The sequence below is a fragment of the Natronorubrum halalkaliphilum genome (genome assembly GCF_009834785.1).
Lineage (GTDB): Archaea > Halobacteriota > Halobacteria > Halobacteriales > Natrialbaceae > Natronorubrum > Natronorubrum halalkaliphilum.
The window spans coordinates 72145-98074 of the sequence record NZ_WUYX01000023.1 but is presented as its reverse complement, the minus strand read 5'-3'; the positions used below and the strand labels follow the sequence as shown (position 1 = coordinate 98074).

General features: G+C 64.2%; 19 protein-coding genes. 10 read left to right on the top strand and 9 right to left on the bottom strand.

The annotated features are described in order from the left end of the window. Window positions 1-324 precede the first annotated feature (324 nt). The gene (gene proS / locus GS429_RS06510; protein WP_160063838.1) at window positions 325-1806 is read left to right on the top strand and encodes a proline--tRNA ligase; all 1482 of its coding nucleotides are present in this window, start codon (window positions 325-327) and stop codon (window positions 1804-1806) included. Window positions 1807-2270: 464 nt separating this feature from the next. Next, window positions 2271-6821, top strand: a complete 4551-nt coding sequence (gltB, locus tag GS429_RS06505; RefSeq protein WP_160063836.1) for a glutamate synthase large subunit — start codon at window positions 2271-2273, stop codon at window positions 6819-6821. Window positions 6822-7496: 675 nt separating this feature from the next. Here gltB and GS429_RS06500 read toward each other — a convergent pair. Both GS429_RS06500 and GS429_RS06495 read right to left on the bottom strand, forming a co-directional pair. Then, window positions 7497-8051 (bottom strand): peroxidase-related enzyme, encoded by a 555-nt coding sequence (locus tag GS429_RS06500; protein ID WP_425438189.1) that lies wholly within the window; start codon window positions 8049-8051, stop codon window positions 7497-7499. Window positions 8052-8509: 458 nt separating this feature from the next. After that, window positions 8510-8965 (bottom strand): hypothetical protein, encoded by a 456-nt coding sequence (locus GS429_RS06495; RefSeq protein ID WP_160063832.1) that lies wholly within the window; start codon window positions 8963-8965, stop codon window positions 8510-8512. A 75-nt stretch (window positions 8966-9040) separates the two neighbouring features. On the opposite strand from GS429_RS06495, the gene GS429_RS06490 reads away from it, so the two are divergent. Both GS429_RS06490 and GS429_RS06485 read left to right on the top strand, forming a co-directional pair. Further along, the gene (locus GS429_RS06490) at window positions 9041-9523 is read left to right on the top strand and encodes a hypothetical protein (protein ID WP_160063830.1); all 483 of its coding nucleotides are present in this window, start codon (window positions 9041-9043) and stop codon (window positions 9521-9523) included. A gap of 15 nt (window positions 9524-9538) precedes the next feature. After that, complete coding sequence (locus GS429_RS06485; RefSeq protein WP_160063828.1) at window positions 9539-10372, top strand: hypothetical protein; 834 nt, start codon at window positions 9539-9541, stop codon at window positions 10370-10372. A 26-nt stretch (window positions 10373-10398) separates the two neighbouring features. On the opposite strand, the gene GS429_RS06480 is transcribed toward GS429_RS06485, so the two are convergent. Beyond that, window positions 10399-11388, bottom strand: a complete 990-nt coding sequence (locus GS429_RS06480; RefSeq protein ID WP_160063826.1) for an RAD55 family ATPase — start codon at window positions 11386-11388, stop codon at window positions 10399-10401. Window positions 11389-11505: 117 nt separating this feature from the next. Here GS429_RS06480 and GS429_RS06475 point away from each other — a divergent pair, with 117 nt between their 5' ends. Continuing rightward, window positions 11506-12555 (top strand): NAD-dependent epimerase/dehydratase family protein, encoded by a 1050-nt coding sequence (locus GS429_RS06475; RefSeq protein ID WP_160063824.1) that lies wholly within the window; start codon window positions 11506-11508, stop codon window positions 12553-12555. 108 nt (window positions 12556-12663) lie between these two features. On the opposite strand, the gene GS429_RS06470 is transcribed toward GS429_RS06475, so the two are convergent. After that, complete coding sequence (locus GS429_RS06470; RefSeq protein ID WP_160063822.1) at window positions 12664-13965, bottom strand: MFS transporter; 1302 nt, start codon at window positions 13963-13965, stop codon at window positions 12664-12666. 81 nt (window positions 13966-14046) lie between these two features. On the opposite strand from GS429_RS06470, the gene GS429_RS06465 reads away from it, so the two are divergent. Then, window positions 14047-15108 carry an NAD(P)-dependent glycerol-1-phosphate dehydrogenase gene (locus tag GS429_RS06465; RefSeq protein ID WP_160063820.1) on the top strand — a complete coding sequence of 354 codons (1062 nt, stop codon included), beginning with the start codon at window positions 14047-14049 and terminating at the stop codon, window positions 15106-15108. Between the two features lie 60 nt (window positions 15109-15168). On the opposite strand, the gene GS429_RS06460 is transcribed toward GS429_RS06465, so the two are convergent. The 4 genes from GS429_RS06460 to GS429_RS06445 form a co-directional block, all read right to left on the bottom strand. Continuing rightward, complete coding sequence (locus GS429_RS06460; RefSeq protein ID WP_160063818.1) at window positions 15169-16005, bottom strand: ABC transporter permease subunit; 837 nt, start codon at window positions 16003-16005, stop codon at window positions 15169-15171. After that, window positions 16002-16979 (bottom strand): ABC transporter ATP-binding protein, encoded by a 978-nt coding sequence (locus tag GS429_RS06455; RefSeq protein ID WP_328821275.1) that lies wholly within the window; start codon window positions 16977-16979, stop codon window positions 16002-16004. Before GS429_RS06455 ends, GS429_RS06460 begins: the two co-directional genes overlap by 4 nt. A 124-nt stretch (window positions 16980-17103) precedes the next feature. Then, window positions 17104-18123: a lysylphosphatidylglycerol synthase transmembrane domain-containing protein gene (locus tag GS429_RS06450; protein WP_160063816.1), complete on the bottom strand. Its 1020-nt coding sequence runs from the start codon at window positions 18121-18123 to the stop codon at window positions 17104-17106. Between the two features lie 66 nt (window positions 18124-18189). Next, on the bottom strand, window positions 18190-20022 hold the full coding sequence (locus GS429_RS06445; protein WP_160063814.1) for a S9 family peptidase: 1833 nt from the start codon (window positions 20020-20022) through the stop codon (window positions 18190-18192). Window positions 20023-20322: 300 nt separating this feature from the next. Between GS429_RS06445 and GS429_RS06440 the strand changes: the two genes are divergently transcribed. From GS429_RS06440 to GS429_RS06430, 3 genes are all read left to right on the top strand, one after another. Further along, the gene (locus tag GS429_RS06440; RefSeq protein ID WP_160063812.1) at window positions 20323-21012 is read left to right on the top strand and encodes a hypothetical protein; all 690 of its coding nucleotides are present in this window, start codon (window positions 20323-20325) and stop codon (window positions 21010-21012) included. A gap of 335 nt (window positions 21013-21347) precedes the next feature. Then, the gene (locus tag GS429_RS06435) at window positions 21348-22409 is read left to right on the top strand and encodes a glycosyltransferase family 4 protein (RefSeq protein ID WP_160063810.1); all 1062 of its coding nucleotides are present in this window, start codon (window positions 21348-21350) and stop codon (window positions 22407-22409) included. A gap of 106 nt (window positions 22410-22515) precedes the next feature. After that, window positions 22516-22926: an HIT family protein gene (locus GS429_RS06430; RefSeq protein WP_160063808.1), complete on the top strand. Its 411-nt coding sequence runs from the start codon at window positions 22516-22518 to the stop codon at window positions 22924-22926. Window positions 22927-22959: 33 nt separating this feature from the next. On the opposite strand, the gene trpB is transcribed toward GS429_RS06430, so the two are convergent. Continuing rightward, the gene (trpB, locus tag GS429_RS06425; RefSeq protein WP_160063806.1) at window positions 22960-24111 is read right to left on the bottom strand and encodes a tryptophan synthase subunit beta; all 1152 of its coding nucleotides are present in this window, start codon (window positions 24109-24111) and stop codon (window positions 22960-22962) included. 353 nt (window positions 24112-24464) lie between these two features. On the opposite strand from trpB, the gene GS429_RS06420 reads away from it, so the two are divergent. Then, entirely contained in the window at window positions 24465-25895 is a 1431-nt protein-coding gene (locus tag GS429_RS06420) for a hypothetical protein (RefSeq protein WP_160063804.1), read from the top strand. Window positions 25896-25930 lie beyond the last annotated feature (35 nt).

The following is a 25930-nucleotide window of genomic DNA, read 5'->3' as shown; positions in this document are numbered from 1 at the left end:
CGCAAGCCGTCCTGCAGTCCCATCGGAAGTGACTGAGGACAGACAGTAGTCGGAGCTCGAGATCGGGTCTCCCGTATCGGTCTCGAGATCAAATGTGATCCTCGGCGGGGACGGGAAGACGGACGGACAGTCGAGGCGTCATCGACGGCGGCTGTCCTGATACTGTCAGACAGAAGTCACTGAGGTGTCGGTCGCGAATTCGCGGCCGTCATCCCCCAGGACGGCCGCAGTAGTGCGACCGATCTTCGAACAGTTCTGTTCGGCAGTATGAAGCGGCGTCTGCCCTTCGCATGGTTTAAGACTGCGCTGGCTGATTCTCGAGGTATGAGCGACGAGAGTCAGGAACTCGGGATCACCGAGTCGAAATCGCACAAACCCGGCGAGTGGTACGCCGAGGTCGTCCAGAAGGCGAAGCTGGCGGACTACGCGCCGATGGGCGGATTCATCGTGACGCGACCGCGAGGGTACGCCCTCTGGGAGCGCATCCAGGACGCGCTCGACGGCTGGTTCAAAGAGACCGGCGTCGACAACGTTTACTTCCCGATGTTCATCCCCGAGTCCTTCTTAGAGCGCGAGAAGGACATCGTCGAGGGGTTCGACCCCGAGGTCGCGTGGGTCACCCACGGCGGCCACGACGAACTCGAGGAGCGACTGGCCGTCCGCCCGACCAGCGAGTCGATCATCGCGCCCTTCATGGCCGACTGGACCCGCAGCCACCGCGATCTGCCGCTGCGACTCAACCAGTGGTGTTCGGTCGTCCGGTGGGAGGCCACCGAGACGAAACCGTTCTTCCGGACGAAGGAGTTCATGTGGCAGGAAGGGCACACGGCCCACGCCACCGACGAGAGCGCCTGGGAGGAGGTCTGGACCCGACTGGGGCAGTACGAACGCGTCTACGAGGACGTGCTGGCGATTCCGGTCCTCCGGGGCAAGAAGCCAGAACACGACAAGTTCCCCGGCGCGGACACGACGACCACCGTCGAGGCGCTGATGCCCGACGGCAAGTCGGTCCAAGGTGGCACCAGCCACAATCTCGGGCAGAGTTTCGCCGAGGCGTTCGACATCACCTTCGTCGGCGAAGACGAGGACGAACAGACCGCCTACACCACCTCGTGGGGGCTCTCCTGGCGCGCGATCGGTGCCCTGATCATGACTCACTCCGACGATCAGGGGCTGGTTCTGCCGCCGACCGTCGCTCCCACGCAGGTTGCCATCGTCCCCATCTGGCAGGAGGACACGAAAGAAGACGTCCTCGAGTACTCCGAGGAGATCGCCGACGACCTCGAGGACGCCGGCTTCCGCGTCGAACTCGACGACCGCGACGAGCGCAATCCCGGCTTCAAATTCAACGAACACGAACTCAACGGCGTCCCGCTGCGCCTCGAGATCGGTCCCTACGAGGTCGAAGACGGGGAAGTTACGCTGGTCCACCGGCCGGACAACGAGGAGGCGGTCGAGGATCGAGACGAGATCGTCGACGCCGTCGACGAACACCTCGAGGACGTCTTCGATAAACTGTACGACGCAGCCGAAGCGAACCTCGAAGAGAATATTCGCGAAGCCTACAGCCCGGAAGAGATCCTCGGCACGATCGGCAAACACGGCGGCTACGTGAAGACCTCGTGGTGTGGCGATGAGGCCTGCGAGGAAGCCATCAAAGAGAAGATCGCGGCCGAGATCGTTATGCAGCCACTCGAGGACGAGGGCGGGAAGACCGCGGGCGAGGTCCCCGAACCGGAACACGACGAGTGCGGCGTCTGCGGCGATCCCGCAGACGAGGTAGCATACTTCGCGAAGTCGTACTAACGCGCGACTCACTCACCGGTTCGCCTCGATATCGTCGCGTCTCAGTCTGAACCGCCGTAATTCGCCGCCGTTTGCGAGTTCCGACGAGCGGACTCGGTCGAGAAATTGTGTGCGTGTATCACACCCAAACCTAACTCTTTAACCCAATACTGCTTACGGCTAGCTCGAGAACAGGCTACTGTGGTGTTCACTCTGGTGGGTGAGCACTACGTGCCTCTGACATTACTGCCCTCCCGGGCAGTCATCTCTGTTCGAACGTAACGCGGAGTACAGCGAGTCGATAGTGATCAGTCACGAGTTCCTGTTTCGCTGATCGGGTGCTACCTACTGTTTTCCAGTGGTAAATCGTTCGTATTGGACCCTCCAGCGGGAGAAAACACCACCTTATATACCATTATATGTGTTTATAATACACTTAGTCATTATGGGTCACCCTCTTATATTCGTTTTCGCTACCGTGGTATATGTCACAGCCACACATAGCGTCATCCACCGATCGTTCGGTGGGGCTTGCAGACCCCACCGACGAGCGGTCGAACTGCGGCGTCGGCGTCGTCATGGACCTCGATGGGGATGGAGGACACGACATCGTCGCTGACGGACTCGAACTCCTGAGTAATCTCGAGCACCGCGGGACGACGGGTGCCGAAAAAGACACCGGCGACGGAGCAGGTATTCTGCTCCAGATACCCGATTCGTTCTTCGAGGGCGTTCTCGAGGCTGATCTCCCCGACACCTACGCCGTCGGCTCACTCTTTCTTCCGCAGGACGCCGCGGCACGCGAGGCGCTCGTCTCCCTCGTCGAGGACTCACTCGCGGCGTACGACCTCGAGGTCCTCGAGTGGCGCGACGTACCGACGAACAACGAGGGGCTCGGAAAGACTGCGGTCGACTCCGAACCAGACGTCTGGCAGGCGTTCGTGACGCCCGAAGACGACGTCGCTGGTGACGAGTTCGACCGACAGCTCTACGTTGCCCGGCGTGCGCTCGAAAAAAGAGTCGAAGGCGCCGACGTCAACGGCACGGAGCGATTCTACGTCTGCTCACTCGACTCGGAAACGGTCGTCTACAAGGGCCTGCTCAAGGGGGTGCAGGTTCCCTCGTACTACCCCGATTTGACCGACGAACGCATCGAGTCGACGTTCGCCATGGTCCACGAGCGGTTCTCGACGAACACGCTGGGGGCCTGGCACCTCGCCCATCCCTACCGCAACATCATCCACAACGGCGAGTTCAACACCATCCAGGGCAACATCAACTGGATGCGAGCCCGCGAGACCGACCTCGAAAGCGACGTGCTCTCCGATCTCGACGCCGTCAAGCCGATCATCGACGATCCCGGCCAGTCCGACACGGCAAGCGTCGACAACGCGCTCGAACTGCTCATGCAGGACGGCCGCGACTTAGAACACGCGCTGCGGATGCTCGTCCCCGAGGCCTGGAGGGGTGACGACGCGATGGACCAAGACCGCAAAGATTGGTACGACTTCCACGCCTCGCTCGTCGAGCCGTGGGACGGGCCCGCACTCGTCGCGGCGACCGACGGCGAACGCGTCGGTGCCGTCTTAGACCGGAACGGCCTGCGTCCCTGCCGGTACGACGTCACGACGGACAACCGCCTGATCATGGCCAGCGAGGCGGGCGCGCTCGAGACCGATCCCAGCGAGATCGAAGAGCGCGGGCGGCTCCAGCCCGGCCAGTTGTTCCTCGCCGACCCGAACGAGGGCCGCGTCATTCCCGACGACGAAATCTTCGAGGACCTCACCGACGACCGGTACGGCGAGTGGATCGAGCAGGAGCAGGTCCAACTCGACGAGATTCGGACGGCAGGCGACAGCGAGCCGCGTCAGGCCGTCGACGGACTGCGCGACCACCAGGCCGCCTTCGGCTACACCCACGACGAACTCGAGAACTTGATCGAGCCAATGACCCAGAAGGGGAAAGATCCCGTCGGCTCGATGGGAGACGACACGCCGCTGTCCGTCCTCACCGAGTTCAACCGGCCACTGTTTTCCTACTTCAAGCAGCTGTTCGCCCAGGTCACCAATCCGCCGCTTGACTACATCCGCGAGGAACTCGTCACCTCGATGGAGTCGCGACTCGGCTACCAGCGCAACCTCCTCGACGAGTCGCCCGAACACGCCCGCCAGCTCGTCCTCGATTCGCCGATTCTCACCGACGCCGAACTCGAGTCGATCCGCGGCTGTGATACCAACGGGATCACGGCCGCCACGATCGACATCACGTACGAGCCCGAGAGCGACGAGCCGGGCGAGGACCTCGAGGCGACGATCGAGCGCGTTCGCCGGGACGCCGTCGAGGCCATCGAAGAGGGTCACGACGTGCTCGTTCTTTCGGACCGAAGTGTCGACGCGGACCGGGCGGCGATCCCGAGCCTGCTCGCGACCGGCGGCGTCCACCACCACCTCGTGCGTAACGGGCTGCGCAACCACGTCGGACTCGTCGTCGAATCCGCCGATCCGCGCACCGTCCACCACTTCGCGACGCTGGTCGGCTACGGTGCCGGCGCGGTCAACCCGTACCTCGCCTACCAGACGATCGAGGACCTCACCGCCGGGCCCGACGGCGCGGACACCGAGGTCGCCATCGACGCCTACGTCGGCGCGCTCGAGGATGGCCTCCTGAAGATCATGGCCAAGATGGGGATTTCGACGGTCGAGAGCTACCAGGGCGCCCAGATCTTCGAGGCCGTCGGGCTCGATAGCGATCTCGTCGCCGAGTACTTCGAGGGGACCGAGAACCGAACCGAAGGGATCGGCCTCGCCGAGATCGAAGCAGACGTTCGGGAACGCCACGCGTCGGCCTTCGGTGAGGAGGACTCCAAACTCGACCGCCACGGCGAGTTCGAGCACCGTTCGGACGGAATCTCCCACCAGTGGAACCCACAGACCGTCGGCGCGCTTCAACAGTCCGTCCGCTCGAACGACTACGAGCGCTACCGGGAGTTCGCCGAACTGATCAACGATCAGCAACAGAACCTGCAGACGCTTCGCGGCCTGCTCGAGTTCGACTCCGATCGGGAGTCGATCCCGGTCGAGGACGTCGAGCCGATCAAGGACATCGTCCAGCGATTCTCCACCGCCGCGATGAGTCTCGGTTCGCTCTCGCCGGAGGCCCACGAGAACAACTCGATCGCGATGAACCGGATCGGCGGAAAGAGTAACTCGGGAGAGGGTGGCGAGCCGCCCGAGCGGTTCAACACCGAACGCGAGTGCAACGTCAAGCAGGTCGCCTCCGGACGCTTCGGCGTCACCTCGACGTACCTCTCGAACGCCGACGAACTCCAGATCAAGATGGCCCAGGGCTCCAAGCCCGGCGAGGGTGGCCACCTCCCAGGCTCGAAGGTCAACGAAATGATCGCCCACGTTCGCAAGTCCACGCCCGGCGTCGGTCTCATCTCCCCGCCGCCGCTGCACGACATCTACTCGATCGAAGACCTCAAGCAGCTGATCTTCGATCTGAAGGCGGCAAACGAGGAGGCGGACATCAACGTCAAGCTCGTGAGCGAGGCCGGCATCGGCACCGTCGCCGCCGGCGTCGCGAAAGCGAACGCCGACGTGGTCCACATTTCGGGCCACTCCGGCGGCACGGGTGCGTCACCCCGAACCTCCATCAAGAACGCCGGCCTCCCCTGGGAGCTCGGCCTCGCCGAAGCGAACCAGATGCTCTGTGCGACCGGTCTTCGCGACCGCATCCGCGTCTCCGCCGACGGCGGACTGAAGACGGGCCGCGACGTCGCCGTCGCCGCCTTACTCGGCGCCGAGGAGTACATCTTCGGCACCGCCTCGCTCGTCACCGGCGGCTGCGTGATGGCTCGGCAGTGTCACAAGAACACCTGCCCGGTCGGCGTCGCCACCCAGCGCGAGGACCTGCGCAAGCGATTCCCCGGCGAGCCCGAACACGTCATCAACTACATGACGTTCATCGCCCAGGAACTGCGCGAGATCATGGCTGAACTCGGCTTCGAGACCGTCGACGAGATGATCGGCCAGGTTGACGTCTTAGCGCAGCGCACCGAGGTCGACCATCCGAAGGCCCGCAGCGTCGACCTCTCGCAAGTCCTCGCGAATCCCGACGGCGACGTCCGTCGAAAGATCCGCGAACAGGACCACGAACTCGAGGACCAACTCGACCGCGACCTCATCGAGGCTGCGACCGACGCCATCGAAAACGAGGAACCGGTCACGCTCGAGACCGAGGTCACGAACGTGGACCGGACCGTCGGCGCGATGCTCTCGAACCGCATCACCAGCCGCTACGGCGAACCCGGCCTCCCCGAAGATACGATCACTGTCGATCTCGAGGGAACCGCCGGCCAGAGCTTCGGCGCGTTTCTGGCCAGCGGCGTCTCGATGCACTTGGACGGCAGTGCCAACGACTACGTCGGCAAGGGCCTCTCGGGCGGGAAAATCACCGTTCGAACGCCGGAGACCGCGGCCTACGATCCGACGGAGAACATCTCGATCGGTAACGTCGCGCTCTACGGCGCGACCGACGGCCAGTGTTACGTCAACGGCGTCGCCGGCGAGCGGTTCGCCGTCCGTAACTCCGGTTCCAAGGCCGTTGTGGAAGGCGTCGGCGACCACGGCTGCGAGTACATGACCGGCGGCGTCGTCGCCGTGCTGGGCGAGACGGGGAAGAACTTCGCGGCCGGCATGTCCGGCGGCGTCGCCTACGTCTACGATCCCGACGACGAGTTCGAGGCCAAGGCTAACACCGGCATGGTCTCGCTGCACGAGGATCTCGAGGAGAAAGACGAAGCGATGCTCCGACGGCTCGTCGAGAACCACGTCGCCTACACGGGCTCCGAGCGAGGCGAACTCCTGCTCGCAAACTGGGAGCGCGCGCTCGAGGCCTTCGTGAAGGTCATGCCCGAGGCCTACCACGAGGCGATCACCGAACAAGGATCGGACGACGTCCGCAACGAACTGCCGGGCGCGCCCGAACCCGGAATCGAATCCGAGTCGGCGAACTTCGCGGCGAGCGACGACTGATCCGGGTCGATTCCACTCGGGTTCTGTTTCTCGGGCGAAACCGCGTATTCGGGCCCCGTTCCGGCGGTACGAAAGATCGGTGAGTTCCGTGGTAACGGTATTATTAGACTCGTCTAAAAATGGCGCTTCCATACCCGGACAACCGAGAGATCAGAGATCAGCTTCCGATAGCGGTACGACGGGAGGAAAACACGTTCAGGTCACCATTCGGCGAAAACGCTCGGATACGGTACGAACGTCGGACTCGAGGCACGAAACACACATCGACCGTCGAAACAGCGGAGTGTAACGGGCTACAGGAACTCAACCACCGACTGACGGTTACGAGTGACTGACCACGCGTGGGGGAGTTGGTCGTAACCACGTGTCGGTTTCCGCTGTCTACCGGGTGGGTGTCACCTGGCACGATCGGACCCGGTAACAGTCATGGTCAGAGATGCCGATTTCGTTTTCGTTGCGTTATCACCTCCATTACGACCACCGTTTTAGCCCTCCTAACTTAATGTTTAGCCTTGGCTAATCCATGTCGATTCCGTCCCAGACCATCGCCGAATTGCTGGTCGTCGAACGCCGACTGCGGGCACATCCGGTCGCGATAGTACCGATTGGGGAGTTCAAGCTACTCACATAACTATCGCCCGATCAGGGTGTTGGCGTCCGGCGGCGACGGTAGTATCACTCTCGACCGAGCGCGTGAAACTCGTCGTTCGGGCGCATATCGGCGAACATCGCCATCCGATTGCTCAGGTTGAAAAACGACGTTACGGCGGCGATATCCCAGATGGCTTCCTCGCTGAACCCGGCCGCACGGAGCGTCTCGAGGTCGTCTTCTTCGACCTCGGTCGGCCGTTCGGTCAGCTTTACGGCGATGTCGAGCATCGTTCGATGCGCGTCGTTGACGTCTGCGGTCCGGTAGTTAGCGACCAGTTGGTCGGCCAGCAGCGGATCGTCGGCGTAGATCCGGGCGAGTGCCCCGTGGGCGACGTTGCAGTAGTAGCAGTGGTTGACGCCCGAAACCGCGACGATGATCATCTCGATTTCCTCGCGCTCGAGGGCGGTGTCGTCGACGAGCGCATCGTGGTAGGCGAAAAACGCACGGAAGTGTGAGGGCTTGTACGCCATCGCCGAGAAAATATTCGGCGTAAACCCCGCTCGCTCGGTTTCGTCCTCGATACGCTCGCGGAGGTCTTCGGGGAGGTCCGCGAAGTCGGGAACGGGGAATCGCGTCATCGCGTCGTCGCTGAGCGGTTGGCTGTGCGCCGAGTCGGAGTCGGAGTCGGAATCGGAATCTGAATCGTGTTCAGCCATAGACACCAGTTTGCGCGGGCGGGTAATAACTCACCGTGACCGGACCAGTCCGTCGGGTCGAGAACCGGCCGAGTGCTGCTCGCGGTCGACCCGACCGCCGTCGGCCGCGGCTACCTCGCGGCCGGTCGCGGCGTCGGGTGCGGCCAACAGGTGCGGCGAACGGTCGCAATCGGGGCCCGAACTGGTAGACGGGGTCAGCCGGTAGCGCCTCCGCCAGTTCGCACTTCCGGACGGCGGTAAGAACCGACTTCGATGGTCGTCGCTCGAGGGACGTCGATACTGAGAACGTCGGTGCCGTCCGTATCGGGTGGTGGCGATGGAGGGACAAAAACGGAAGCGAAGCAAAAGCGAAAGCCGAACCGGTTCGTCGCAGTGAGCCGTTAGCTGTCCCGGTAGTGGTCGCCGCGACTCTCCTCGTCCCGGTGTTCCTGCTCGTTCTCGTGGACGTGGCGTCGGTTGCTCATGTCCTCGTCCGATTGCTGGGTGCGCTGGCGGTCCTCACCGTCGCCGGCGCGCTGGTTCCGACCCTGATCCTGCCGATTCCGGTCGGTATCACCGCCCGTGTTCGATTGCCCCCGCTGACGGTTCCAGTCGCGGGTGTGGGACTCGTGGGATCCTCGAGTATCTTGCCGCCGGGAGTCTTGGGTGTTCTGTGACCGATCCATTTCGGGGTCGTCGGTCCAGTTGCCCTGTTCGTCTCGGCGCCCCCGCTGGCGGTACTCGAGGCCGCCGCCCGACTGATCGTCCATTCGCTGGCGGCCGATATCGGTTCGGTCACCGGTGTCCCGCTGGCCCTGTCGGCCGCGACGAGCGGGCTGACCGCGCTGGCCCTGCATCTCCCGGCCGGACTGGTTGGATCGGGATTGAGACCGAGAACGGGAATCGTCCCCTCGAGATTCCGTGCGGCGCTCGTGACCGCGCTGGAAGCCCTGCTGGCTGCCGCCGCGCTGGGAATAGTCCCGTCCCCGGCCACCTTGGCCGCGGTGGCGGCGCTGCTGCTGGTTCTGCTGGCCGTGTTGTCGACCGCCGGATTGACCGGATTCTCCTCGTTCGTGGCGGCCGCCCTGGTCCTGCTGGTCGCGGTGGTTCTGTTGACCCTGCTGACGCTCCCTGTCTTGCTGGTCCCGCATCTGCGATGCGCCACGCGGCTGGCGCTCCTGCCCGCCGCGGTCCTGCCGACTCTGGTCTCCCTGGTGCTCCCGCTGCTGATCCTGCTGGCCCCGGTCGCTCCGGTGCTGACGCTGACGGTGTCCCTGTTGCTGTTGCGGTTGGTACTCGCCCTGTTGTCCCTGCTGGTCAACCCGCCGAGCCTCGCCGCCGTACTCGAGGTTCGATTCCGTGCGAACGTCGGGTTCGAACTGGCTTCCGGGGGTTTCCTGCCGTTCACGGCGTGACTGTTCGCGTCCGCCGTGGTCGTCGGACCGTCCCTGTTGTTCGCGTCCTCGACGCTGTTGGCCTCGCCGGCCCTGTTGTTGATCCTGCTCTTGCCGCTGTCGTCCGCGTCCCTGCTGTCCGCGCCGAGATTGCTGGCCGCTCCTTTGCCGGTGGTCCATTCGATGCTGGTCCTGCTGTCCTCGCCGTCCCTGACTGTGTTGGTGTTGCTGACCGTGCTGACCCCGGCTGTGCTGCTGTTCTCCGTGCTGGCTCTGTCGACTCCGCCCGGATCGGTATTGCTGTCCGCCTTCCTGCTGGTGTTCGTCCCGCCGAGCGACGCCGCCGTACTCGAGGTTCGCCTGTTCGCGCGCGTTCGTTTCGAAGTCGCTGTCGTTGCGTTGGCCCTGCTGTCGCTGCTGGCCCTGTCGGGAACGGCCACCGCGATTCATCCCTTGGCTCTCTTGTCGGCCCTGTCCCTGGGGCCCACCCTGAGACTGGCCACCTCGAGACGGGCCGCGGCTCTCCGCACTCTCGCTGCCCTGTCGCGAGTACAATCCGTGAAGCCAACCGCGATCGTCGCCCTCACGGCTCTGTCCGCCGTCGTCCCGATCGGTTCGCTCACCGGAATCGCTCGAGCGTTCGGTCCCTCGATCGCGCGTCCGTCGGCTGTCGTATCGGTCGTTCATGGCTGTGAAGTGGGTAGCGTGATCTCGCCGGCTGCTCGTCTCTCCCGCCGATGGCGTAGGGTGCACATTCCGCGCGCCAGTCGATCGCTGGCCGGTTGGCCGCTGCGTACCGACGTACCGGCGCATCGACGGCCGATTCGGCATCCGCTGTTCGACCGTCGAGCGGATAAAACCAGAGCGTGAGTTATCGTGCACGGACGACGGACCCGTTACCGACGCTCCTGAGCCACTCGAGGCGTAGGCGCTCCGGGAGCCCGCTGGCCGCTGTCTCTCACCGGCCCGGAGACGAACAGGCCGCGGGCAGGTTCGTACTCGTAGGTGAGCCACTGGGGGAGGTGCTTTGCGCCGGCCAGTTTCCGAACGCTGAGCTGTCTGTGGCGGACGTCCGGCTCGAGGTGATCGGTCAGTCGCAGATCGACGATTCCGTCGAAGATGGACTCGTTGCCGGGATCGAGTTCGTTACCAGCCGTCGCGCCGGCGACGATAGGCACGTAGCGAGCCTTGCAGACCGTCGCTCTGGTCTCCGTGATGAACTCATGGAGGTGGTGGTCCTCGAACTCGTCGAGGGAATCGATCGTTACCAGCCCGGTCTCGGTCATCTCGAGGTCGCCGAGCGCCTCGTTCAGGCCGGTCAGTATCGACCGAAGCTCGGTCGGCTCCTCGATCGCGACGATCGATTCGGCGGCGGTCGCTCCGACGAACTCGATCCACCGGCTTCGGTGCTCGAGGAAGTCCTCCCGATCAGACAGCCGGTGGGTGAAACAGTCGATGAGACGGAGCCGATCGTCCTCGAGTGCGGGCAGGACGTTCCACCCGTTCTCGAAGAAGCGCTCGAGGACGGCCGTCGGCGGGGTCGTCGCGGTGATGACGACCGCGGGTTCGCCGCGTTCGAGGGCCCGCCAGACGAGTTCGGTCAGGAGTTCGCTCCGACGAGTACCCGCATCGCCGGAGACGCAGACGAACGAGTCCGCGGGGACGCCGTTCGGAACGACCGAGTCCAGCGGTTCGACGCCGGTGGCGATGCGCTTATACGCGCTGGGCTCGGGCATCGCCGACTCGTCGTCCGCAGCCTCGAGACAGGCCGTCGAGCAGAAGCGACCGTCGTCGGTGTCCTCCGACTCGCCCGGGATCGGATAGTGACAGTGATCGCACTCGAGTGGCTGCTCGGGAGATCGATCCGGTTCGTGATGTGCTGCCATACGTACGTCGACGGTCCACGGACAGGCAAAAAGAACCAGTTCGTGGCTATCGTGACTGTTCCGTTCGCGGGGGCGTTCGATCGTCGGAATTTTTACCGGGACCCCCGATGTCTGACCATGGACAGCGCACTCGTTATCGGCGGCACGCGGTTTATCGGTCGGCATCTCGTGGACGAACTCTTAGAGCACGCCTACGACGTGACGATTCTCAACCGCGGCAATCACGAAAATCCCTTCGAGGACGACGAGCAGGTTACCCACATCGAGGGCGACCGAACCAACGACTCGGCGCTCGAGGCCGCCGCAACGACGGTCGAACCCGACGCGGTCTTCGACTGCGTGGCCTATCACCCGAAAGACGTCCGCGCGGCGACCCGGATCTTCGACGACTGTGAGGCGTACGTCTACATCTCGAGCGGCGCGGCCTACGGCCGCGAGGAAATCCCCAAACGCGAAGGGGTGACGCCGCTCGAGCCCTGTACGCCCGACCAGGCGACCGACGACTCGAGCGAGACCTACGGTAACCGGAAGGCCGAGGGCGACCGCGCCGTTTTCGCGGCCGCGGAGAAGGGTGTCAATGCGATGAGTGTTCGACCCTGCATCGTCTATGGGCCCCACGATTATACCGAGCGACTCGACTGGTGGATCGACCGGATCAACCGCTTTGATCGGGTTCTCGTCCCCGGCGACGGGACGAACGTCTGGCACCGCGCCTACGTCGAGGACGTCGCCAGCGCGATGCGAATCATCGCCGAACGCGGCGACGCCGGCGAGGCGTACAACGTCGGCGACCGGCGACTCGTGACTCTCGAGGAGATGGTCGAACTGATCGCCGACAAACTGGAGTGCGTGGCGTCACGTGCCACGGAAAACGCGAACGGTGAGCGAAGCGAACCGAGAGCGGCGAGCGTCGACATCGCTCACGCCGGTGCCCGCGAACTTGCGGCCGGCGACATCGATCCCGACGACTACCTCCTCTACCGGGAGTACCCACACGTCCTGTCGACGGCCAAACTCGCCGCGCTGGGCTGGGAGTCGACGCCGCTCGAGGACGCGATGGAACGCGCCGTCGAGTCCCACCTCGAGAGCGACCGCGACGGGAGCGAGCACGGTCCGGAACGGGACGCTGAGGAACGCGTCCTCGGAATTTTGGAAACGCTCGAGTAGACGAGCGAGCCGGGAACGGGGAGAAACGGGTGATCGAATCAGTGACAGGGGGAAACGGGTAGCGTAACCGGCCGCGGGCACGGGCGCGGGTACCGCTACCGCTAACCGCTACCAGGTCGACAGCGCCGACCGGCCGTGGGATCGCCACAGTACCACCAGAAAGGCGAACGCACCCGTGATAGCGAACGCACCGCCGAAGTAGAACGCGTAGGCCATGTTGTAGTCGGTCAGGACGCCGGCGATCATCGGGCCGAGAACGCTGCCGGGTCGCCAGACGAGTTCGCGGATACCGAAACTCGAGGCGACGCCGCCGTCGCTCGTGCCTTCGTCGGCAAACAGCGCCATACTCGCCGGTTCTCGAAACGCGTCGGTCACGCCGAGCAGCCCGCTCAGAACGAGCAGCGGCAGAAACGCCGGCCCGAACGCTGCGATCGTTTCGGCGGGAACGAACGCGGGGCCGGCAGCATCGACCGCCGAAAGTGCGGCAGGGAGCGCCAGCGCATCGCCGATTCTGGGTGAGAAGGGGACGAGAAAGGCGATAACGCCGTAGGCGCCGCCGCCGGCGAAGACGAACAGGGCACGGCCGAACCGGTCCGACAGCCGACCGGCGTAGGGCTGGACAACCATGTTCGCGGCGCGTTCGGCCGTGACGACGAGACTGACCGCGACTGCACCGTAGGCCAGGCCGCCGGTTGCGGCGGCGGCCCCGGCGTAGATCGGTACCCAGGCGCGAACGACCTCGACCGAGAACGCGTACTGAGCCCGGAAGGTCGTCAGCGTCAGTATCCGACGGTTAAGCGCCAGGTCGGAAAACGGAAACCCGCTGACCCGGGTCGGATCGCGATCGACGAACAGCGTCACGGCACAGACGGCCGCGAACATGAGCGTCACGACGACCGTGTAGACCGCCGAAAACCCGGCGTACTCGTACAACTGTCCCGCGGCGAGCGCGCCGACGATCCCCGCGGCGAGTCGCCACGCGTTCGCCTTGCCGATCGCGTTCGCGCGCTCGTCGACCGGCGCGAGTTGGCCGACGAGTGCGGTGCTCAACAGTCCCGTTGCAACGAGGGTGACACCTTGCAGCGCGCGAACGCCGATGAATCCCAGACTCGAGGCGACGAGCGCGAACGCGGCGTAAACGACGACGCCGAGACCGATCCCGACGAGCAGTACCTGTCGCTTGTCGTATCGGTCCCCCGCCCACGCCAGCGGGACGATCGCCCCCGTTTTCGCGATCGTTACCGCGCTGACGAACAGTCCGAGCACGAGCCCCGACGCTTCGAACTGGTTGATGTAGACCGGTAACAGCGTCACGAGTGTCATCAGCCCGAATCCGGCTGCAAATCGCGTCAGATACAGAGCGTACAGCTGTCGGTTCGGGTTCGCCACGCACTGCGGTCTCGCATCCATGGGTATGGTTATTTCGATTCGAAACACGAACGGCGACGGCGAGGAAAAACACGTATGCGTGGTGCGTGAGTCAGTCGACGTATGTTCGAGAAGTCGACGTGGATTCGGCTGCCGCGAAACGTCGTCGTCGGCCACGGGGTCATCGACAGGGTCGTCGACGTCATCGACGACCTCCACCTGCAGGGTCGGCCGTTATTCGTGACCAGCCCGACGCCGCGTAAAGTCGCCGCGGACCCGATCGCTGCCGATTTCGAAGCCGCCGGGATCGACCCCGCAGTCGTCACGGTCGAGACGGCGTCGTTCGACGCCGTCGAGGACGTCATCGAGACCGCCGAGGCCGAAGAAGTGTCCTACCTCGTCGGCATCGGCGGTGGGAAAGCCATCGACATCGCCAAGATGGCGAGTCACCACCTCGAGATGGGGTTTTTGTCCGTTCCGACGGCGGCGAGTCACGACGGCGTCATCAGCAATCGGGGCTCCGTCCCGGAGGGTGATACCCGACACAGCGTCGCGGCCAAACCGCCGCTCGCGGTCGTCGCCGACACCGAAGTGCTCGCCCAGGCGCCGTGGGAACTGACGACCGCCGGCTGTGCCGACATCATTTCGAACTACACCGCGGTGATGGACTGGCGGCTCGCAAAGCGGCTCAAAGACGTGGAGTACTCCGAGTACGCCGCCGCGCTCTCGGAGATGACCGCCGAGATTTTGGTCGGCAACGCCGATCTCGTTCGGCCCGGTCTCGAGGAGTCGGCCTGGATCGTCAGCAAGGCGCTCATGTCCTCGGGCGTCGCGATGAGCATCGCCGACTCCTCGCGGCCGGCAAGCGGTGCCGAACACCTCTTTTCCCACCAGCTCGATCGGCTGGCTCCCGGCGCGGCGTTGCACGGCCACCAGGTCGGCGTCGGCTCGATCATGACCGCCTACCTCCACGGGGGCGAAGACGGCATCTGGCGGGATATCCGGAACGCGCTCTCGAGTATCGACGCGCCGACGACCGCCGACGAACTCGGTATCGACGACGAAACCGTGATCGAGGCGCTGACGACCTGTCATTCGATCCGCGATCGCTACACGATTCTTGGCGACGGGATGAACGAGCGGGCCGCTCGAGACGTGGCGACGAAAACGGGCGTCATCGACTGATACGGATTGCTGTAACTAGTTACCGCCGATCGCCAGAACGGGGTCGGCGATCGCATTCGGTTATCCGAGATCCGCACGTCGAAACTGCCAGATACCGAGTGCGAGCGGAACGACCACCCAGCCGGCGAGGATCACGAGCATGAACCAGTCCTGGACGTAGAACGGGTCGACGCCAGCCGCGACCTGACCACCGAATGCCGTTTCCGGGAACGCGAGTCCAAGCCCGTTGAGATACGCGCCGGTCGGACTGAGACTGAAGATGAACTGCAGGTGCTCGTCGGCGTAGCCGATCCCCAGTTCTTCGAAGACGAACTCGGCCATGTACGTCGGACCAACCGGGAGGAAGTTCCAGACGATGTTGAACACGAAGAAGAAGCCGATCGCGCTGCTCATCGCCCGCGACCGACTCGAGGTCGCCGCCGAAATCGCGACGGCGACGGCGACGTAGGCGGACGCGTACAGTAGCGTGAGACCGACGAACGCGGTGTAATCGCCGTACTCGACGGTCATCTCCGGAACGAGAATCCAGGCTGCGACGATGCCGATAGCGAACGCGGCGAGCAGCGCGGCGGCCACCACGCCCGTTCGAGCGAGCAGTTTGCCGAGGACGACATCGGTCCGTGAGACCGGGAGACTCAACTGGTATCTGATACTGCCCGATTCGCGCTCACCGGCGATCGAGAGGTACGCCGCGACGAGTGCGACGAGCGGGACGAGCAACACGCCGCCGACCGTCGCGAGGCTGAACATGACCGCATAAAAGTCCGGGTTCGAACTGTTGCTCTGGCCCCAGTAGAACAGGAGCATGAACACGACGTACAGCGCGACGGGCGCCCAGACGAGTTTGGCCCGGCGGACGTCCAGGAAGTCGCGCTTGGCGACCGAAACGACGCTCATGCGATCACCTCTGGCTCCCGGTCGCGAGCATCGTCCGGCGTCCCGACTTCGTCGCCGGGTAACGCGTCGGTCTCTCCGGTGTACTGGTTGAACAGCTCCTCGAGTGACGTATCGCTCGAGAGGATGTCCGTTACGGTGGCCCGTTGATCGAGGTGGCGGACGACGTCGACCTTGACGCCGGGCGTCTCGCAGACGGCGGTTACTGCGCCGTCCTCGACGGTCGCCCCTCGGACGCCGTCGATCGAGTCGACCGCGAGCGACTCGGGATCGGCCGGCGAAGCGAGTTCGACCTCGATGGTCGCCTCCCCGGTCGCCTCGTCTCGAAGCGTTGCGATGCTATCCAGTGCCACGAGCCGTCCCTGGTTCATGATACCGACCCGGTCACAGACGGCTTCGACCTCCGAGAGGATGTGACTCGAGAAGAAGACGGTCGTTCCCGACTCGGCCTCCTCGCGGAGCAGTTGCCGCATGTCCTGGATGCCGTTCGGATCGAGCCCCGAAGACGGTTCGTCGAGGATTAGCAGGTCCGGATCGCCGACGAGCGCCATCCCGAGGCCGAGTCGCTGGCGCATTCCCTTCGAGAACCCGCCGGCCGCTCGGTCGGCGTCCTCGAGGATGCCGACCCGGTCGAGAATCGCATCGACGTCCGTGGTCGAACGCTTCGTGTCAGCGACCCATTCGACGTGTTCGCGAGCCGTCAGTCGCTCGTAAAGGGTTGCCCCCTCGGGCAGGACGCCGATTCGCTCGCGGATCGCGCCGGTTTCGTCTTGGGCGTCGTATCCCAGCACCGTTGCGCGTCCCTCGGAGGGGCGGACGAAGTCCAGTAACATGTTGATCGTCGTCGACTTTCCGGCACCGTTAGGTCCCAGAAAGCCGAATATCTCTCCTTCCTCGACCGTCAGATCGAGGCCGTCGACGGCGAGGATGTCCTCGCCGTACCGTTTGGTCAGGGCGGTCGTTTCGATAGCGGGCACGGTTGTGCATCTTGCGCGAGTAAATGTAAGTTTTGCTGAACAAAGCGACTAACGATTATCGATGATAGCGACCCAAAATCGGTGTGGAGACGGCACGGGAGGGCAAGGCCGACCCCGGCGTGACTCAAACCGACACGACCCGCCTCCCGGAGACGGAAAGGTACACTGCACCGGCACCGCTGATAGCCAGGTGGAGCCAGTAGGTCGTCAGCCGGTACAGCAGCGCCGCCGCCGTCGCCACATCGCCGGTCAGTCCGACGGTGGCGACGAGCAGGCTGGCCAGGACGACTTCGATCCCACCGGTCCCACCCGGTAACGGGAGCACGCCGCCGAAGGACGCAAGCGGCGCACAGAGGAGCGCGATCGAGAGCGGCGCCGAAACCCCCAGCGCGAGCAGACTGAAATACAGCGGCAACGCGTTGATGACCCACCCCGCGAGTGCCGCGCCGAACGCGATCACGAGCGTTCGGCGAGCCGCCCCGATCCGCTCGAGCGCCGAAAACAGCCGCTCGAGCCGACGGGTGAGGACCCCGTCGATGCCGTTCACACGCGGGAGTTTCCCGGCGGCGGTCTCACACGTCAGCGCGAAGTCGAACAGGAGCGGGCGAGCCCAGCCCCGATCGACGGTCAGGACGACCGTTCCGGCGACGAGCAATCCGCCGGTGCCGACGAGGGCCCCGCTCGCGAGCAGGCCCTGTGGCGCGTTCGAACCGCCGATAACGTACGCGGTGAGGCCGACGAGCGCGATCACCAGGCTCGCGGCGAAGCCGAACAGTTCGGCGGTCGCGACGACCGCGAGATTGTCTTCGAACTCGGAGTCGGAATTCGCTGCGAGGAGATACGCCGTGATCGGTGTCCCGGTCGACCGTCCCCACGGAAGCGCGCTTCGGGCGAAATAGCCGGCCAGAAACGCCGTGGCAAACGTGGACCCGCGAGCGGATCCCTGAATGGGTTTGAGTAACCGCTCGACGATCAGCCCGCGAAAAAGGAGGATGCCGAGCCCGGTTACGGCAGCACCCATCAGCGCGAGCGGGTCGGCTCGACCGACGTGCTCGAGGACGGCTTCCCAGCCGACGCCGTAGACCAGCAGGCCGACTAGCGCGATCGCCAGCGTGAGCCCGGCCGCTGCGCGTCGCCAGCGCATACCGAACCTATGCGAGGGGGGTTGGTTAACGCCCGTGAATCGGTAACGTTAGCTGTTTGTTAGCGCTCAGACGTGTTCGTCGAGGAAGTCGACGATCGCGTTGTAGGCCTCGATGCGGTTCTCGAGCTTCGAGAAGCCGTGGCCCTCGTCGTCGAAGATCAGCTTCCGAACCGGGACGCCTTGCTCCGCGGCCTGCTCGACGATCTGCTCGGCCTCGCCCACGGGAACGCGCGGGTCGTTTTCGCCGTGGAGCACGAACAGCGGCGAATCGATGTGTTCGATGTTATTCGTCGGCGAAATTTCCGCCAAGAATTCGCGGTCCTCCTCGAGACTGCCGTACTCCGCCTCGCGGAGTTCGCGCCGCCAGTCGCCCGTGTTCTCGAGGAACGTGACGAAGTTGGCGATGCCGACGATGTCAATCCCGGCGGCCCAGAGGTCGGGGTACTCCGTCAGCGCGGCGAGGACCATGAACCCGCCGTAGGAACCGCCCTTGGCGACGATTCGATCGGGATCGACCGCCGGATGGGCTTGCAGCCACTCGACGCAGGCTTCGATGTCGGCGACCGAGTCCATTCGTTTTTCGACGTCGTCGAGGGCCGCGTAGTCGGCACCGTAGCCCGACGAGCCCCGGACGTTGGGTTCGAAGTAGCCGTAGCCCTGATCGAGGAAGTACTGTTTGACACTCGAGAACGACGGCCGGCGCTGGCTCTCGGGACCGCCGTGGATGTCGACGATGACGGGAACGCCGTCGTCGCTGTCGGCCGTCCCATCGTCGTCGGGAAGCGTCAGAAAGCCGGGCACCTCGAGCCCGTCGAAGCTCTCGATATGGACCAGTTCGGACTCGTCAAACGAGTCCCGTGGAATGCCCGCTGTCGGGGCGTCGGTCCAGCGCTTGGTCTCGCCGGTCTCGATGTCGACTACGAAGACGTTCGTGTTGACCGTATCGCCGGTTGTTGACAGTGCAAAGCGCTCGGCGTCAGGGTCGAAGCTCACGCCGCCGGAGATACCGCCCGGCAGGTCGGGTTCGGGAAACGTCTCGAACGCCGTGGGATCGTCCGCGTTGAATTCCCCGATCGTCAGATCGGTGTAGCCCTCCACGTTTCGGGAGTAGACGAACCGACCCGTCTCGTCGTCCAGCGCGATGCCACCGACGTTCCATCCGTCGCCATCCGTGACGGTCTCGAGGTCGCCATCCTCGAGGTCGAGATAGGCCAGATAGAGCGTGTCCGCATCGCCCTCGTCGGTCACGAGATAGATACCCTCGCCGCCCGGTGCCCAGCTCGCGCTTTGATAACGAACGTCGCCCTCGTGGGGCGTGAGGTGCTCGAGTCCCGGCTCGTCGGATGCGAGATCGAGCACATAGAGATCCTGATCGAAGTTGGAGTAGGCCTGCGAGACGAGCAGTCGGGAGTCGTCGGGGCTCCAGCCGGAAAGCGAGAGCCAGCCGTCGCCCTCGTAGACGAGTTCAGCTTCATCACCTGTTTCGTCGCGGTCCTGAACGTAGATGTCGAAGACGGACTCGTCGCGTCGGTTCGAGGCGAACGCGAACCGTTCGCCGTCGTGGCTCCAGCCGCCCCAGCGATGCTTGGCGTCGGGCATCGCCGTCAGGTTCTCGATTTTACCCGTCTTGCCGTCCAGTTTGAACAGTTGGGCGCGTTCGTTGCCGCCCTCGTCCATCCCGAAGATCAGTTCGGGTCGTTCCGGCGACCACGAGGCGAAGGTCACTCGTTCGTCGTAGAACGTCCGCTGTTCGGGCCACGAGCGAGGGTCCTCGAGCGTCCAGACCTGTGCGGTTCCGGTCGTATCCATCAGGAACGAGAGTCGGTCACCGTCGGGGCCGAACGACGTCCCGTAGGCGCTTCGAATATTGAGGTAGCGTTCGATCTCGTAGCGTCCCATACACGCAGGTGTCGACTCGGTACGGTAGTCGTTTTGGTTGCGGAACCGCGGACGCGACGGGCGCTGTTTGGTGAGGGAGGACACGCCGAGCCGAAGGCACAAGTTCGACCCGGCACTGTGGCCGTCTAGTCCGACCTTACACCGGTGGTCGTCGCCACGCACTCGTGCGATTCAGCACCAGGGAGCGGCGAGTGAACGCGCGATTCGTCCCGCTCGAGTCGAGAAGTGTGTGCCACCGACCACCATGATACTGATTGTGGTTCGTAACAAAGCGTCTCGAGTCCCAGACTACGTCCTACGATGCAAGATACGGGTGGGAAGAACGGCGACGATCAGAGCGCGGTTTCGACCGCAGCCGTCCTCGTGACGATTCTGGTCGTGCTCGTCGCGTTCGGTATGACCATCGCGGCCGTCGGTGCCGGGTTCTCGCCCGGCAGTTCGTCGGCTGATGACGGCGGTGACGAACCAGTCGACGTCGACGACCCCGGTACTGAGTCGAATGACTCCGACGAAACCGACGACGAGAACGACTCGGAGGAGGACAACGAGACGGACGACTCGGTAGATGAGACAGCCGATGACGACGACACCGATGAGGAAGGTGAGGCGGGCGACGAACCACCATCGGACGACGACGATGCGGAAACGGGCGACGAGTCGGATGACGACGACGACACGGAGACGGACGATGATGAAGACGCTGAGGAGGATACAGACGGATCGGACGATGACGACGAAACGGATGAGAGTAATGAGGAAGAGGACGAAGACGACGCCGACGATGATGACTCATCAGGTGACGAAAACGGCAGCGACGATGGAGATGGCGAAGACGACAGTGACGACGAAGACGATACGGACGGGGACGACGATGAAGGTGATGGCGAAGACGACGGAGATGACGACGAGGACGACGAAGACGAAGATGCGGGTGTCGTCGACCAAATCACCGAGTTCATCACTGATGCACTCACCGTCGGCGACGACTAACTGATCGGTCGCGACCGGGATTTTCGTCGTGGTACTGCCTTCTCTCACAGCACTATCGGTGGTGCTGAAGCGATTTACACACCGATCACAACGCTGCCCGTCAGGCGGATGTGAGACGAGAAGAACGATGGCGATGACACGAGCGCCAACGGAAACGACACCACCGGAGACAACGCCACCGGCGACACAGACAGCAACGAGTGAAGATCCGAATGGGCTGACCTCAGTAACAAACTGATCACCCCTGGAACCTCGAGTCGAACCGAAATCGGTCGCCCAACGGACAACTGGCCGAAAGAAGTGACTTTTTATCCTATCGTTACGTTCCGCGGTGTATGCGCGTCGTGTTCGTCTCGATCGACACGGTTTTTCACCGCGATACCGAGACGAACCAGCGGTTCCAGTCGATTATCGAGTTACTCCGGGACCACGGTCACGACGTCCACCTGTTCTGTGCCAAGTTCTGGGACGACGACGCGACCACGCTCGAGCGAGACGACATTACCTACCACGCCGTTTCAGCGAGCCCCGAGGCGCGCCGATCGTTCTGTCTCCGACTCCCGTTCGATCTGCTGGCAGCGAGTCCCGATGTCGTCCACGCGAGTGCACAGCCCCCAACGGCCCTGCTCGCGGCACGCTGGGGCGCAACGCTCGCGCGGGCCCCGATGCTCGCCGAGTGGTACGGCGACGGCGGCATCGCTGCCGATCGATGGACGAGGCGAGCGCTCGGACGGGGCGACCGGCTCGTCACGCCGTCGGAACTCGTCGCCACGTGGATCCGAGAGCGCGGTGCCGACGGCGACGTCGTCGAGACCATCCCGAATCCGATCGATCTCGAGCGCGTCCAGTCCGTCCCACCGGGCGATCGGGTCGATATCGTCTACGCCCGCCGACTCGACGAGGGGGCGAATCTCGAGAGCCTGTTGCTCGCGCTGGCAGAACTTCGAGACCGCGACTGGTCGACCGTCGTCGTCGGCGACGGTCCCGAGCGAGCGGCCTACGAACGTCTCGCGAGCGATCTTCGGATCGACGACCGGATCTCGTTCGCCGGCGATCTGGAACTCGAGGAGCGGATCGCCGTCTACCGGGGCGCACACGTCTTCGCGCAGACGGCCGAACACTGCGTGTTCCCGACGGAGATGCTGTGGGGAGTGGCGTCGGGGTGTGTCGGGATCGTCGAGTATCACGCCGACTCGAGTGCACACGAACTCGTGGAGGGGTGGGATCGGGGGTTCCGAACGACGAGCGAGGCGGAGCTCGCCGACGCCATCCTCGAGGCGGGCGACCTCGAGTATCGCGATGTCGACGATCGGTTCGCCGAGTACGACCGGTCGGCGGTCGCCGAGCAGTATCTCGAGCAGTATCGGACGGTGCAAGACCAGCACGGACTGTTGTGATACAGTGTGTGGGCTGCTGGCGGTCGAGGCGGGCTGACGCCACCGGACTCGAGTCCGGAGACGGAAACGGAGACAGCTATATGAGCGTTCAGGAGAGGGGTGAAATATGCACGACAACTGCGAGTTCTGCCGGATTATCGCCGGTGACCGGCCAGCCCACATCCTCTATGAAGACGACCGAACCGTCGCCTTTCTCGATCGGAACCCGGCTGTAACGGGCCACACGCTCGTCGTTCCACGGGTTCACGAGGAAGAGATTCTGCTGATCGATGACTCGACCTCGGCGGCCGTCTTCGAGACGGTCCGGACCGTCACGAACGCACTGGAGGCGACGCTCGAGCCCGACGGATTCAGCGTCTTCCACACAAGCGGGCCGTTGGTCGGGACCGTCGACCACGCACACGTTCATCTCGTGCCCCGTTCCGTCGAGGATGACGTCACGGTGTCGCTTGCGCGGACGGAACTCGATCCCGACGAGGCGACCGAGTTGGCGACTCGAGTGCGGGAATCGCTGTAAGGCGGGGCGCGATATGCGGTGTGTGTCTGCCGATCAGAGATCGAACTTCGACGCCGCGGTTTCCATGTCCTTGTCGCCGCGACCCGAGAGATTCACGAGGATCGTCTCGTGCTCACCGGCTTCGGCCAGTTGGATCGCCCGCGCGATAGCGTGACTGGACTCGAGGGCCGGAATGATGCCCTCCGTTTCGCTCAGTTCCCGAAACGCCGCGAGCGCCGCTTCGTCAGTGATCCCCTGATACTCACAGCGGCCGACGGCCCGGTACATGGCGTGTTCGGGGCCGACACCGGGGTAGTCCAGGCCGGCCGACACCGAGTGGACGTCGACGTCGTCGTCGATCACCCGCGTCTTCATCCCGTGGATGACGTCGTCCGTCCCCTTCGCGAGCGGGGCCGCGTGCTTGCTCGAGTCGGCGCCTTCGCCGCCGCCTTCGGCTCCGTAGAAGTCGACGTCGTCCTCTCGGAAGGCGTGAAAGAGCCCGATCGCGTTCGAGCCGCCGCCGACGCAGGCGACCGCGGCGTCGGGGAGTTCCCCAGTTCGGTCTCGGAACTGTTCGCGAGCTTCGCGACCGATGACGCTCTGGAAGTCCCGTACCATCCGCGGGAACGGATCTGGGCCGACGACGCTGCCGACAAGATAGTGGGTGTCGTCGACGTTTTCCGCGAAGTCCTCGAGTGCCGCGTCGACGGCGTCGGCGAGCCCCTCGTTGCCGCGGGTCACCTCGTTGACCTCGGCACCCATCAGTCGCATCCGGAAGACGTTCATCTCCTGGCGCTCGACGTCTTTCGCGCCCATATAGATCTCCGTCTCGAGACCGAGCAACGCCCCGACCATCGCGGTCGCGGTGCCGTGCTGGCCGGCCCCGGTTTCCGCGATGAGGCGGTCGCGTCCGGCTCGCTTGGCGAGCAACGCCTGTCCGAGGCAGTTGTTGATCTTGTGTGCGCCGCCGTGGAGCAAGTCCTCGCGTTTGAGGTAGATTTCGGCACCGTACCGATCGCTCAAATTGCGCGCATGGTACAGCGGCGTCGGCCGACCGGCGAACTCCTCGAGATGGTCCCGAAGGTCGGACCGGAACGCGTCGCTGTCGGCGACGTCGTCGTAGGCGGCCGCGAGTTGCTCGAGCGGCTCGAGCAGTGGTTCAGGCACGTGTCTCCCCCCGTACTCGCCGAATTCTCCGTTGGACATCTGCCAGTTCGGTTGCGCGTTCACGGACAAGTATGTTTTGTCGGGTTGCGGTGAACAGCATCGAGTCCGTTCATACTGTCGGACAGCAGTCAATACGAAGCCGATCGTGAATTCGGGGTCGTCGCCCACGGTGACGACCCCAGCAAAACATCGGATTCACGTCGTTCTGTCCAACAGTATCAGCCGTCGGTCGCACCCGCTGCCGGGTACAGTATTATCCGATGGAACGTGGTACGCTTCGTCGCTGAATAACCGATGTCGACTACCGCCGTTCGTTCGGGACCGGACCACGACGAGCGAGTTGTATCGTTCCGCTCACTCGAGGCTGCGTGCGAATCCGAGGTGTCGTCTCGATGAAGGTCTCGAGTCTGCTTGCGGGCAGTCGATCGACGCCGCCCGCGATGCCGAACTTCGATTCCACGACGGTATTCGTTCGCGCCGCGGCCAGCTACCTCCGCGGCGAGGAGTTTCCGGCGCTCGGAATGATCAATCCCAAACTGGCACCGCTCGGTGCGCGACTCAACTATCTCCCTCGACGCGCGCGGACGGCGATATACACACAGGGGGGCGCAAACGAGGGCGTCTCGCCGGACGACCTCGGCGACGTCGACATCGAGCGGTTCCGGGAGTGGGTCGTCGAACAGTACCCGACGCGGGGGTATCCCGCCGTCGTCGTCGGCTCGAGCAACGGCGCGGCGGTCCACCTCGCGGCCATGCTCGGGGTGCCGTGGCTGCCCCATACCTTTCTGGTTCCCGTGCGACGGGATATGGATCCCGACGCGATTCGCGAGGACGTCCGCTGGGGTCGCGAGCACGCACGACCGTTTCTCGAGGCCAACCCGGATATCTCGCTGCATCAGATGCACGACCCGAACCAGGATCGGCTCATGGTCCAGAAGTTGGCCTACTTCCGGACGAAATCCCGAACCCTGGGCGACGCCTACGAGGAGTTCATCGAGACGGTGCTCGCACCCGGCGGGACGATCATCTCGCTCGAGTGCGAGTACGACTGGCCAGCGATCGATCTGGGTGACCGACACAGCTTCCAGGTCGGCGGCCTCGGCGGACTCGCCCCCGAAGAGTACTACGAGGGAAGCGAGACCGTCGCGGCGTTCCTCGCGCGTCAGAACGCCGGGATTCGCGAGTGGGATACGCCGGAGCCCGACGGCCGAATTCCCGAGGCCGAGTGGGGGTTCGATCCGGCGCTCCGGGACGATATCGAACGACTCGCGAGCGAACGGGGGTACGATATGCGCCGACTCGCCTTCGACGATCCGCGGGATCTGAGCCCGTTCGTCGCCGACTGGTACCGCGAGCGCTACGCCGAGCGGGACCGGCCGATCGAACGGCTGCTCGTCCAGTCGTTCGCCCTGGTCGAACCCTGGTGGACGATGCGGACCGGCTCGATACCCTACTGGGCCGCCTTTAACACCCAGTCCGACGCCGACTGTCTCGAGGAGTACCTCGAGAACGCGGACCCCTACGACGAAATTCGGGCGACGCTGTTCGGCCACGGCGTAGAGTCGGCCGGATTAGCTTCGACGGACCGCTGGCGAGACGTGCTCTCGAACGCGCGGAACGGCCACGGATTCGTCGGCGTCGATACCAGTGAGTTCCCGTACGATATCGAAACGCACGTCCGCTATCACCGGGATCTGCCGAACGAAATCGACGATCGGCAGCCGCATCTACCGCCGCTATCGATCGAGGCGTTCGACTCGAGAACGGCCGAGATGGAAGAGGAGTACGCGATCGAATGGAGCGACGGACAGGACGACGACTGAAAGGCCAGGAGTGACGGAACGAAAGGGGAAAAGAA